General features: G+C 42.2%; 10 protein-coding genes and 1 pseudogene. 2 read left to right on the plus strand and 9 right to left on the minus strand.

Features of this window, described 5'->3' with window-relative positions:
- The coding region (locus AB4407_RS09135; protein ID WP_372120324.1) for a retron St85 family effector protein at positions 1–616 on the minus strand (616 nt) is incomplete at its 3' end.
- Between the two features lie 324 nt (positions 617–940).
- Between AB4407_RS09135 and AB4407_RS09140 the strand changes: the two are divergent.
- A pseudogene (locus AB4407_RS09140) lies at positions 941–1,072 on the plus strand (integrase); the annotation flags it as partial.
- Positions 1,073–1,259: 187 nt separating this feature from the next.
- On the opposite strand, the gene AB4407_RS09145 reads toward AB4407_RS09140, so the two are convergent.
- The 8 genes from AB4407_RS09145 to AB4407_RS09180 all read right to left on the minus strand — a co-directional run bounded on the left by AB4407_RS09145 (position 1,260) and on the right by AB4407_RS09180 (position 11,000).
- Positions 1,260–1,796 carry a HEPN domain-containing protein gene (locus AB4407_RS09145; protein ID WP_372120325.1) on the minus strand — a complete coding sequence of 179 codons (537 nt, stop codon included), beginning with the start codon at positions 1,794–1,796 and terminating at the stop codon, positions 1,260–1,262.
- 161 nt (positions 1,797–1,957) lie between these two features.
- On the minus strand, positions 1,958–3,505 hold the full coding sequence (locus AB4407_RS09150) for a VWA domain-containing protein (RefSeq protein WP_372120326.1): 1,548 nt from the start codon (positions 3,503–3,505) through the stop codon (positions 1,958–1,960).
- On the minus strand, positions 3,498–4,994 hold the full coding sequence (locus tag AB4407_RS09155; protein WP_372120327.1) for an AAA family ATPase: 1,497 nt from the start codon (positions 4,992–4,994) through the stop codon (positions 3,498–3,500). Before AB4407_RS09155 ends, AB4407_RS09150 begins: the two co-directional genes overlap by 8 nt.
- Before the next feature lie 447 nt (positions 4,995–5,441).
- Entirely contained in the window at positions 5,442–6,485 is a 1,044-nt protein-coding gene (locus tag AB4407_RS09160) for a GMP reductase (RefSeq protein ID WP_009844818.1), read from the minus strand.
- 857 nt (positions 6,486–7,342) lie between these two features.
- A complete protein-coding gene (locus tag AB4407_RS09165; protein WP_009844817.1) occupies positions 7,343–7,780 on the minus strand; it encodes a PAS domain-containing protein in 438 nt (145 codons plus the stop codon).
- 1 nt (position 7,781) lies between these two features.
- The gene (locus AB4407_RS09170; RefSeq protein ID WP_372120328.1) at positions 7,782–8,786 is read right to left on the minus strand and encodes a response regulator; all 1,005 of its coding nucleotides are present in this window, start codon (positions 8,784–8,786) and stop codon (positions 7,782–7,784) included.
- A 380-nt stretch (positions 8,787–9,166) separates the two neighbouring features.
- Complete coding sequence (locus AB4407_RS09175) at positions 9,167–9,412, minus strand: hypothetical protein (RefSeq protein ID WP_009844815.1); 246 nt, start codon at positions 9,410–9,412, stop codon at positions 9,167–9,169.
- Positions 9,413–9,647: 235 nt separating this feature from the next.
- Complete coding sequence (locus AB4407_RS09180; protein ID WP_372120329.1) at positions 9,648–11,000, minus strand: MATE family efflux transporter; 1,353 nt, start codon at positions 10,998–11,000, stop codon at positions 9,648–9,650.
- Positions 11,001–11,100: 100 nt separating this feature from the next.
- Between AB4407_RS09180 and AB4407_RS09185 the strand changes: the two genes are divergently transcribed.
- A complete protein-coding gene (locus tag AB4407_RS09185) occupies positions 11,101–12,129 on the plus strand; it encodes a LysR family transcriptional regulator (protein ID WP_372120330.1) in 1,029 nt (342 codons plus the stop codon).
- Positions 12,130–12,164: the final 35 nt, after the last annotated feature.

A 12,164-nucleotide genomic window follows, 5' to 3' on the forward strand; every position in this document is an offset into this window, starting at 1 on the left:
AACTTCTGGTGCGGATCAGAGTTAGCGTATGCTCACCAAATGTATCTATTTTATTCCTAAATACTCTTTTCGGTTTTCGATTGAAACGCTCAATTACTTCTGGCATACATGTCAAAATAGTGGAAAAATCAGTGTAAATTGATGGCTTATAGTTGGAGTCTGCGTCTACCCACTTCACTGGACCTGTATTAATAAATGATACGTCGTTTTCATATTTTTTTTCTAATATTGGTAGTAGTTTTTTTCTTAAAGGCTCACTTAATGAAAATGCACCTAATTCAGCTACCGTACCAAAAGATTCAACTAAAATAACTACAATATCAGAAAAGTCATCAAGCCACTCTTCCAACTCTAAAGCATTCTCATTTTTAGCCTGCTTTCTTGTTGGAGAGGATATCGCAGCCCAAGCTCGCTCAGCTCTGAAGTGAAGGAACTCTGGATGATGACGATCAAGATACTCCTCCACTTTGCCTCTATTTGGGCAAAATTCAGGGTCACCGCCGCAGATGAACAATATCTTGGGTAACTGCTTAGATAAAAAGTTGAGATTTGAAATGTTGGTTTCTTGAATAAAATTATTCTTTGCTACTAAGTAGTAAGGATGATCAAACCACATAATTAAATTACCAACTCAAAAAGAGGAGAAAAAGGTGCCCTTACTCAGGAGCTTGCGACTGTGCACATATGCGCATCAAATCCCGGTCAAAGAGAACAGATCGGCTATACACCAATCATAAAGGTTAATAGTGAAACTAACCTCATTCTAAGGGCCTAAAAAATATAACAAAACTAATTATTCTTTACTAGCTCTAATGTCAAATTTTGAACTCGAATAAGAGCTAAATTACTCTTTAGCAACCTTTGAAGAGTTAGCCCCAAAATAAACACACCAAACTCGTGCAAGCCTTCCACGTTTTACGTCGCTCGCAAGTCACTTACGATGAATGGTGGCAATATTTTAGTGCTATAGGACATTCTAGGCCAAGCCGATATCAGCATGACAATGCACTATGCCCACTTCGCACCTGATCACCTATCTGAAGCAATTCTCCGTGACCCTCTTTCAAACCTGTCGCCACTTGCCAAATTTCAGACAAAAAAAGAGCCGCTAAAAAAGCGGCTCTTGATTTTCAAACCATGTTTGAACAACCATAAAGTGATAACAATAAATCCATTAAAATCAAAAAACTTAACCGAAAAGCAACCATATCTTGATATCGCATAAAACAACCACCTCAAGCTTAGAAAACACCTAATCATTACACTCCAGATAACCTTGTATCAGTCACGTTCACCAACTCTCTAAAGAACCTGATGCACTTGTCCAGCTCATCGCGCTTGACGATATGAGCTTCGGTTCTATCGGTTTGAGCGCGATGAACAGCCTCACCTCGTTTTTTTAACCATTTATTGAGTTGTGTTCTAGCTTCATCAGCGGTTTGAAAATTATTCCAGACCCAAGCTTCGGTCACATCAATACCGAAGAACTCAGCAAAAAGTGCTTTGGTCTTCTTTGACCCAGGATTGTTAAAGTACTTAAGATGCTCATCCAGTCGGTTCTCAACAATTCTTCCAAGTTGTGAGCCTATAACGACACCATATTTAGCATCAACAAGCTCTTTTGCTATGTCTTCTACATAGGTTTCCCAAGCAGTAAGAGTCATTATCAGAGTTGCTCTCTTAAGTACCTCTGGAGGTTGGGAGTTGGAGTTACATCCGTTTAACTGATCGTAACACTCTAATAATTGCTCTGCGTCTGAGATCGCGTACTCAAAATTGGCTTTCGCTTCTGACATCCTTGGTCCTAGTTATCATGGATATATGCATAAAGTGAAATTTACCATATTTAGGATTCAACCAATGATAGCTAAGTTCAATAAAGTTGAATTACTTCAATAAGCTAGTTACTGTTAGCTACGAATCTTGCTAGGAGTAGATTCACATAGCTAAAAAGCGTCTAACGTCTTAAGTCAGTCCACTCTGAAAAGTAATGAATGGGTTCACAAATTTTGTTCATTGATGTGTAGTGAGAGTTACCTATTTGAATACCGTGAACCTGTAACCCATTATTTTTCCTTCGGTTGCTAATTTTTCTACTTAATCCCGAAGACACAGGAAATTCACCATCGCTCACCAACAAGATATCAGCTTTGTACCACTCTTCTGAATCGCATTTTTGCAGAGCTTTATTAAGAGGCTCGTCGACATCAGTGCCACCACTAAAAGACATCGTCAAAAAGTTAAGTAAGACATTAAAGTCTGAAGCATCCAATGTTAGGTCAAGCTCACTGACTTCTCCCTTGCTACCAAACAAATAAACGTAGCAGCGACGCTTTTCCTTATATGCGACCTTTAGACATTCCAAAACACTGGCTTTGGCGATATTTTCTGGCAACCCAGCCATAGAGCCCGATGTATCCAAGCAGATCACCATCGGACCTCGGTTCTTATTACTTTTATTGCCCTGCTTTTCACTTATACTCTCTTGTTCTATTAACTCTTCTGTTTCCAGGTTCTCAGTCCCTTCCACTGAGTAAGAAAGTAAAGCATGCTCAGCTCGCTTAGCGTGCCAGAGTTTTTTGAGTACCGGATTGGTTAACAGCGAAGCTTCTTGGGGCAACATTCTAGAGATTGAATCTGAGCGAGTAAGGCCTTTAGTCTCCATTGGAACAAAAGGTGTCGTTACATACTTTTCATGTCTGGAAGTGCCACTCATTTTGATTACTATTTCTTCAAGGACTGAGCCTTCTGCTTGCTCATCACGCCCTAAGTCTCGAATCAGGTTTTGCAACTTGGGAAGTTTTTTAACAAGCTTGTTTAACCGAACAATATCGAGCCAGCCATGGCTTTGGAAAACGCCTTTTGATAAGTCAAAGCCTAAACCTGTAATCAGTCCAAGTTCAGTAAATACCTCTTCTAATTGAAACCATACAGTTAGCCTTTCTTGCCATATATCAGGCAAGATTCCAACACCATCCTGCTCGCCGAGCAATTGCTGCCAGATCTCCTTTGAGTCGGTTGCTGCAATCCCTTTTCGCTGTGTGTTAGTGAGAGAAAGAGGTTTGGTTTGATTGCGCTTGTTCTTTCTCTTTTCTAAAGTTTGTTTAATTTGGTTTAACGCTTCATCTTCTAACTTCTTTATCATGTCAAATACCAAAGGCGAGGCCTTCGATTGAAGCTTCTCTATTAAAGTAAGAATGTCCGAAAGCAGCGCATCCGTGACCTCTTCATTCTTTGCACAATATCGACTTAATCCAGTTTCTTCTATTACTTTACTGATTGCATCTGTCAGTGACTGGGGGGCTAAGGGATTTAAACTCGTCGGACTCCCCCCCACAAGAAGTTCATTTCTGGAATTAACTAGGGACTCGCACCGTTCTACTAATTCACCATTAGTACTTGTAATAACAGCGGGAAGAAACTTCTCCGGTACGTTATCGAGGCATGAAAATTGACTATCCAAGTTGAATAACGGAGATTGAACTTGATATGACTCGTTAATCACAGAGTTCTCCTTCAAGTAAATCACTATTGCCAGAATCTAATGCCAAAGTTGGGGATTTTTCTAGAGGGAGGTTTTTAAAACTTCCCTCTAACGAAGCAACCCTTTTCAGTAATTTATCCCCCTCTTTTATAGACGCTTGAAGAGCATTGGTAACTTCAGACAATAAGCTTTTTTCTAGCCAGAGGTGTTTATCAAAGTAGCCAGAGACTTCTGATAGCTCTTTGTTCACATGATTGTAATGGGATTCCACACTACTTCTTAGACTTTGGATTTCTCTAACTCGACCTTCAATATGAGCTTTCGAAAATGAGCTATTCAGAGGGATTGGAGTATTTTTAACTTCATCAAAAATTGGTTTATTTTCTCCACTTCCCATGCGATTTCTTTTATTAGTAGTTTTCTCTTTGTAGTAACCATCCCAGTACAGCAATTTTCCGTAGTTATCTTTTTTGTGGTACTTACTTACTTCTTCCACGACTTCGTCACCTTCTCGGTCAAGATACAAAGGACGACCTTTAGGATCTTCTTTATGAGTAAGTTGGTCTTCCTTGAGTTTTGCTTCCCATGCTTGGATAACCTGCATCAAACGCGATGATGGAGTTTTTCCATCGACTGTCACCAATCGCTTGTAGAGCTCTTGTAGGCCTTCAAACTGCTCTGGCTGCTCCCATAAACAATGCGGCAAAATCCAAGCGTCGTAAATACTGGTTTCATTAAAGCCTGAAGTGAAAGCTGACACTTTCATTAATTTCACCAGCTTACGCCAACGGCGGTCAGATACCTTAATATCTTGCGATTTCAGGTAGTTCTTGAACTCTTTACACGCCTCAATCGTAGCGGCGGTTAATTCCACTTTTTCAGCTAGCTTCTGTACCTCATCTAGGTCATCAAGCTTTAACCGAATATTCAGTTCGGGATCAAACTCTTTCAACGTCCCGCTCAGAAGTTGAACAAATGATTCATCAGACACAGGCGATACATAAGATCGCAGAATGAATCGATCGTATAAAGCACTTAGCTCTTCCCCCTCAGGTAACTCGTTACTTGCTGCTACAACAGAGATTAAAGGTACATTGACTCTTCTATTGCCATTATCAAACTGACGCTCATTTAACAATGTTAAAAGACTATTCAAAATTGCGCTATTTGCTTTGAAGATTTCATCAACAAAAGCCACGGATGCTTCAGGCAAATATCCACTAGTAAGCCTGTTGTAACGGTCCTCTTCCAACGCTTTGATCGAAAGCGGTCCAAACAGCTCTTCTGGAACAGAAAAACGAGTCACTAATCGTTCAAAGTAATTAGCCTCAACAAAGACACTTTTCAATCGCTTTGCCAATTCACTTTTAGCCGTTCCTGGAGGCCCAACGAGTAAAACATGCTCACCAGAAAGTGCAGCTAGCATCATGAGTCGAACTTGATGATTCCTTTCCAATAACCCATCACTCATCTGAATCATTAGGGTTTGGAGCTTGTCTTTTCTATTCATCGTTGTTGCACATACTGTCGTTGTCACAATAAGTTCCTTTTTCGTTATTCTGGAAAGCGAGACATATTTATAAGCACAATTGCCCTCGTGGTCGAAATGGTATTCAACAGAAGAGTTAGGCTATGTTGTTATTTTATATAGTCATTCCGCTTTATTATGACATCTCCACTTTTCTCCTTGGGTGATATGCATCAGAATTTATAAATTTAGACACCTCTATAGATACAACAAATACTTAGATCTAATGGGAAGGGATATTCTAAGCCGTACAAATATGAGCATAACGTTACGCTATGCCCACTTTGCGCCGGATCACCTATCTGAAGCAATTCTCCATGACCCTCTTTCAAACCTGTCGCCACGTTGTCGCCACTTGCCAAATTTCAGGTAAAAAAAGAGCCGCTAAAAAGCGGCTCTTGATTTTCAAACTATTCGAACTCGTTCAGATTACTCTTTACCGAATACGTTGTTCTCTTGCTCTTGTACACGGATGAAAGTCGTACGCTTAGTTAGCTCTTTAAGCTTCGCTGCGCCTACGTATGTACAAGTTGAACGTACACCACCAAGGATGTCAGAAATTGTGTTGTGAACTGAACCACGGTATGGAAGTAAAACAGTTTTACCTTCCGCAGCACGGTACTTAGCAACACCACCTGAGTGCTTGTCCATAGCCGACTGAGACGACATTCCGTAAAATTTCATGTATTGCTTACCGTCTTGCTCTACTACTTCACCGCCTGACTCAGAGTGACCTGCCAGCATGCCGCCTAGCATTACGAAGTCAGCACCGCCGCCGAACGCTTTAGATACGTCACCCGCACATGAACAGCCACCGTCACCGATGATCATACCGCCAAGGCCGTGTGCTGCGTCGCCACACTCGATGATTGCAGAAAGTTGAGGGTAACCTACACCTGTTTTAACACGTGTAGTACAAACAGAGCCAGGGCCGATACCAACCTTAACGATGTCTGCACCCGCTAGGATTAGCTCTTCAACCATGTCACCCGTTACAACGTTACCCGCAGAGATAACTTTAGTCGGGAATTCAGCACGTACTTTTTGTACGAACTCAACAAGGTGCTCTGAGTAGCCGTTAGCGATATCGATACAGATGAATACGAACTCTTCGCTAAGCGCCATGATCTTCTTAACTTTCTCGAACTCAGCTTCAGAAGTACCTGTTGATACAAAAACGTTGTTCAGAGTTTTCTTGTCTGCTGTTTTAGCAAACTCAGCCCACTGCTCTACTGTGTAGTGCTTGTGTACTGCAGTCATAACACCGTGCTCTGCTAGAGCGGCTGCCATTTCAAAGCTTGCTACCGAATCCATGTTAGCTGCAATTACTGGAGTACCAGACCATTGACGACCGCTATGCTTGAATGTAAAATCGCGGGTTAATTCAACTTGAGAACGGCTTTTAAGGGTAGAACGCTTCGGACGGAAGAGTACATCTTTGAAACCTAACTTAAGTTCTTGTTCGATACGCATGGTGTTTTCCTTGATTCATAAAATTATGTGTCTCTCGCGAAATGCGTAGTAAAACCGTTGGCAGACGAGTTTACTTTTCTTCGGACACAAAAAAACCGGAGCGTTGGCAGACGCTCCGGTTTTCAGCATTATAGGTCGTGATTTAGTAACAGCAAGTCTGATATTTCACTTTTTTTTATGCTATCCTCTCAAAGATTCCATACCTGCTACAAACCCCTCAGCTTTACTTTCCCACTAAATTCTTACTAATTAATAACTTAGCGAACCAATCACGCAAACGTTGTCGGTTTATTGCGCAATCGTTTCCGCCTCTCTTTCACACAATATCGCCTTCATTAAGAAAATATGTGAAGAAAGTGCCTCGAGATCACATAAAAATCACACTTTTCTCCAACAAAAAAATGTCTTTTTTCTTAAATAAATTCGATTTTTTTCTAATTTTTATCGGTTTTTGACCAAATTGGCCAATCTGGTGACGTTTCTGTTTTGCGGTCACTTGGAAAAGTAGAGTGAAAACGCCTCAATCTAGAGGCCAATACTCACTTAGACTTTAGAAATCAGTCCTCGCACTCCATTAAATGAAACTTTCAAACTCAAACTTTATAAATCCAGTTTCGATTAACCCGTAATATTGCCGCGCCGAAAGCACATTTCGTGGCTGCCCTTTCGTTGATTTAACCTAAAACATTCAGTAAAGCGCATGGAAAAAGAGAATTGGTTAACGTGAAAAGCTAGGGAAAGATTAGATTTGAAGAATAAAAAACAAAAAAATGGCTAAGGTAATTAACCTTAGCCATTTTTATTCGATGTTTTGAATTGTTCTTTACAAGCTATTGAGTATCGAATTAAGACAGGTGCTAATTCTTTTGAGCGCTTAACGCTTCTGCCGTCGCATCTTGAATCGACAAGAACAATGACGTGATTTGTCCAGTAGGCGAACGCATCGGGTTTAGCGTGACGTTCTGGTACATGAAATCAGCTTGTTGAGTGACAGGGCGAACATTGCGGCACTTGAACAAGTAAGGTCTTTGTGGCCATGTAATAAAGCTGCGACAACCTAAATCATAGACTGGCTTGGTTTTCAGCCTAAACCACTCTTCTGGGATTTCAGGGAATAACTCAAAGATCGACTTACCGATAGCATCATGTGATTGCTTACCGCTATGGTGAGTCATGAAGCCATTCCAAACTTGCACCTCAAAATCGCGATTAATAACCACCAGCCCCATGTCGACGTTCTGAACCATGTCCACCATCCAGTGGAACTGTTCAAATTCAGCAGGAAGATTCAACATATTAAAACTCCTCCATTAGGTAGGCCAATTTATTATCTAGAAGTGGCAAAGATTCATCAACAAACATGAATAGAAGGTCACAACGGATTGAAGTGCCGTCTATGTTATAGCTGACTTCGAAAGTCATCGTTTTCTTGAATGAGCCGCCGGTATTTTCAATAACGGAATCGATTGAGATGTGTTGACCCAGCAACACCGGAGAGCTCTGGAAGAAACGAACTTCTGACTGCTCACCTAACCCATTCAGGAATGAACCCACAAGGATATTAGATACATCCATCAACAGCTCTAATTCTTCTAACTGTTCGCTTTCTGTTGGCACCTTCATGAGCTTTTTAAGATCGCTCACACTGGAATCACTCAGCAAGACTAACGCCTCACCTGCAATACCTTCTCCGCTAAAGCCTTGGCAAACGCCCGACACTTGGTCGTTGTCTGCTAAGTCGCGAAGTGCCATGTGCAATTCACTCACTTCCAAAATATTCACGTTCGGTAGGGGTAAATGGACAAATACATCAAAGTGGCGCGCCAATGCATCGGCGGCACGGCCGATTGCTACGTTCGCCACTTCCATGTAGATATCGCGTCTGCGTAGTATTGGGAGATCTAAAGCAGTTGGGGTAACCACCTGAGGCTGCGTTGGCGGCTCAACAAGGTCACGTAGAATGCCTTTTAACGCTTCTTTATCGATCGGTTTTTGTAAAAACGCTTTAGCACCAAGGTCCATGACCCTCTGCTGCGCTTTTGGCTGGATGTCACCGGAAACAACGACAACAGGAGTGTTATCACCTAAGCGTTGCATCTCTTCCAATGTGCCATAGCCATCTAGCTCTGGCATGGTCAAGTCGAGGAACATCAGTTTAAACTGGTTTTGAGCTAACTCTTCAAGTGCATTAAGCCCATGAACAGCAAAAGTTATATCTGCATTTAGAGAACTAGGCAGTGATCGAGCCATCTGCTTCCTTGCTAATGCAGAATCATCACATATAAGAACTGGGAACGACATAAATGCACCACCGACAAATTAAAGCTAATTTTGAGGAGTGTAACAGATCATTATCGTATCAGGTACGGGGTGAATGAATTTATATGTAGATTATTAGTCAGATTGATGGGAAAAGCGGATATTCGATTATCTCTGATTATTCTTTATGTAAAACAATATGCTACAGAGATAGTAACAACTCTTTTTATGAAGTAATTGCACTATTTCATAAAATGAGCGCGATAATTTATAGAATAACGACCTTAATAAGTAACCATTAAGGCTCGACTTGCCGATGCACGCAACAGCCATACATGTTGCTCAGCTATACGTGTTGATCGCCTACTACGCGTTTATCAGGTTGACGTTTTTATCCGTTTTATATAATGAACACAAGGCAACTAAAACTGATATGTCGGCCATAGAATCAGTAATGCGAAACGAATAACCACAGCAAATACCAGTAAAGCGATGCCCAGACGGTACCATTTGTATTCCGCAATATTCATTGGGATGCGCTTATAAAACATAGTAATCACGCCTTTCCAATCACTACTGCGTCTTCCGTACTGCATCATGCTCGTCAAAACAAACAGAGCACCAAGTACTAGCATTCCTTTCTCAGCCCAAAACAATCCAACTTCCATTTGTATTTTCCTTGATAAAACGGTGAGCGACTTAAATCATTCTAGCCACCTTTACGCTCGGTTTCTGTAAGACCAAGGTCTAAATTACGAAGTACGCAATTCAGGGCTTTTACCTGATAGCTGATAGCCCATTGTCGGTAATTAGAAACTGGTAATTGGTCATTGATAGTTCTCGGTCAGCAGTACAAAGTTTATCGTTCAAGCTTTCATGGTAAAGGCGAGCATCACAAGCAGATCACGAATAAGCATGAGTCGAGAGATCCGGAGACTTACTGTTTTTTTGAATGACACGCATCAGCTGGATAAGCAGCAGAATACCTGTCACACCTAAACCAACACCGATTCCGCCCCAGATTCCTGCCAATTCAAACTTAGACATCAAATACCAAGCCGCTGGCAAACCAAATACCCAGTAACCAATGGCTGTCATTACGGTTGGCATTGAGACAATCTTCATCCCTCTCAACAGGTTAATCGCCAATAACTGCCAAGCGTCTACAATAAAGCACAACGCAACCACCCAAATAACAGAGGCCAATAGCGAAGTCATTGCGCCCGTACCATCGTCTAACTTGAAGATAGACGCGATCATTTCTGGCCAGATGATGAACACGGAAGACAAGGCTACGCTCAACACCGACACCAATATAAAGCTTAGAATCGAGGTTCTTTTGATGCCTTCGTAGTTACCCGCACCGAAATCACGGCCAACCAAAATCGCCGCGGCTTGTGAGAAACCGAAATTGAAGTTCCAAGTAAAGCTTAAGCATTGCAGCAGGATTTGGTGCAGCGCTAGAGAAGCAATACTGATCGTCCCCGCCATCAAGGTGCCCCCATAAATAAGGCCATGTTCAAGTAATGCAGCGAGCCCAATAGGCAAACCCATCATCAAAAGCGGGCTCATTAATTTGATTGAATACTCTTCTGTGTTTAACCAAGGGGCGAACTGCTTGAATTCATCACGCTTGAATACCCAAACCGTGTATCCAACCATCACGATAAAGGCCGCGATAGCCGTACCTAGCCCTAAACCCGTTAAACCCATGTCTAATTGGAAAGTTAAGAAGTAGCTCACTGGCACATTCAGAATTACGGTAATAATAGACATCACCAGAATAGAGCGCACATTACCGAAGGCACTGGTTAATCCACGCAGTACCAACAAAATTAGCGAAGGCAGCATCACCCATTTCAAGGCATGCACATATTCCATTGCTAAAGTAATCACTTCTTGGGGCTGTTTTGCTGCCTCTAATACCAACGGAGCAAACCAAAAGCTGGCCATTAAGGTCACACTCAACACAAATGCCAACATGGTGGCGCCTTTAACGGCTAATCGAATTTGTGTGTTACCAAACTCAGGACGAGCCACTCGCTGACCGTAAGCGATCGCAATCAAGTTCGCGACACAACCCACGGTGCTGCTCGCAATAATAAAGATAAAAAAGTAGATAGAGGCGCCTAGGCCACCAGCCGCAAGGGCTGACACGCTGATTCGCGACATCATCCAAACATCAGTAAGGACTAACGCCATAGAGATCAGCTGTGAAATGATCAAAGGGAATGCGAGAGTGAGTATTTTTTTCATGAGCGCCTCAGGTAATTTCGCCCAAAATACGATCGATGAGGCTGGCGTTCAATTGATAAATTTGCGACTCTAACATTCCATAAACTCATGCGAACGAATTATGACCCCATATCCTAGCTTGCCATCATCCCATAATGGCTTAAAAGCCTTCGAAGCTGCTGCAAGGCTGATGAGCTTTATGCTGGCCGCCGATGAGCTGCATGTGACACAAAGTGCGATCAGCCGTCAGATTAAACAGCTTGAAGATGAGTTAAACGCATCATTGGTTATTCGTAAGCATCGAGCGATTGAATTAACAGAACATGGTCACGATTTGTACGTGGCTTTACGTGAAAACTATGCCAATGTCGAAGCGGTTATTGCTTCTTGGGGCGAGCCCAAGCAGAAACGTATTGTGATCAAAGCGACCTTGAGTTTCGCGACGCGCGTATTGATCTCTAAAGTAAGGGAATTAAACGAGCGTTATCAAGATTATGAAATCGTCATTGTGCCTGTGATTGAGGAAGACGAATCGATCAACAGCAGCGAGTACGACTTGTTGATCTTTCACACGCGCTTCAAAAAACGCTATGACAAGGCACCTAACATCACCTTCTTGCGTGAAGAGTTTATGGCGCCGGTCTGTTCTACTAGTTTAACGAATTCTGCCAGCTTAAATAATTCTACCAACTTAGGTAATTCTACCAACTTAACGAACAAAGATACTGACCTCGATTCGATATTAACCTTACCAAGGCTCCACCCAACCTTAGATCATCACGACTGGAAAGTGTGGCTGGCTGATGTCGAGTTCCCACCGAAAAAGCCCGTTAGAAATACCAGCTTCTTGTCTTTGGATATGGCACTCAGTGCTTGCTTGTCGGGTGAAGGGGTCACGGTGACGGATTTACTGTTGGTTTTGCAGGATCTACAACGGGGCTTCTTGTACTGCCCTAAGGATGCAAAGATTCAACACAGTGCTTGGACTTACTTCATGCACCAGCGTACACACACGCCTATCATCAATGACCTTATTGAATGGCTGAGGGAAGAGACAGCAAAAGAGATCGAGTTGCTGAAATCACTCGCACAGCAATATCAGTGGTTTGGTGTAATAGAGCAAGACAAAGGCTTTGGTCGACTCTCTTAAATTAAGCTATGATTCCCCTTCCCTCACCCGATTGA

The sequence above is a fragment of the Vibrio sp. 10N.261.46.E11 genome, from assembly GCF_041472735.1.
In the GTDB taxonomy this organism is placed as follows: Bacteria; Pseudomonadota; Gammaproteobacteria; order Enterobacterales; family Vibrionaceae; genus Vibrio.

Excerpts from the sequence above, each read along its gene's own strand:
- AB4407_RS09160 (WP_009844818.1), bottom strand. The coding sequence starts at position 6,485 with ATGCGTATCGAACAAGAACTTAAGTTAGGTTTCAAAGATGTACTCTTC.
- AB4407_RS09175 (WP_009844815.1), bottom strand. The coding sequence starts at position 9,412 with ATGGAAGTTGGATTGTTTTGGGCTGAGAAAGGAATGCTAGTACTTGGT.
- AB4407_RS09180 (WP_372120329.1), bottom strand. The coding sequence starts at position 11,000 with ATGAAAAAAATACTCACTCTCGCATTCCCTTTGATCATTTCACAGCTG.
- AB4407_RS09155 (WP_372120327.1), bottom strand. The coding sequence starts at position 4,994 with ATGAATAGAAAAGACAAGCTCCAAACCCTAATGATTCAGATGAGTGAT.
- AB4407_RS09145 (WP_372120325.1), bottom strand. The coding sequence starts at position 1,796 with ATGTCAGAAGCGAAAGCCAATTTTGAGTACGCGATCTCAGACGCAGAG.
- AB4407_RS09165 (WP_009844817.1), bottom strand. The coding sequence starts at position 7,780 with ATGTTGAATCTTCCTGCTGAATTTGAACAGTTCCACTGGATGGTGGAC.
- AB4407_RS09170 (WP_372120328.1), bottom strand. The coding sequence starts at position 8,786 with ATGTCGTTCCCAGTTCTTATATGTGATGATTCTGCATTAGCAAGGAAG.
- AB4407_RS09185 (WP_372120330.1), top strand. The coding sequence starts at position 11,101 with ATGACCCCATATCCTAGCTTGCCATCATCCCATAATGGCTTAAAAGCC.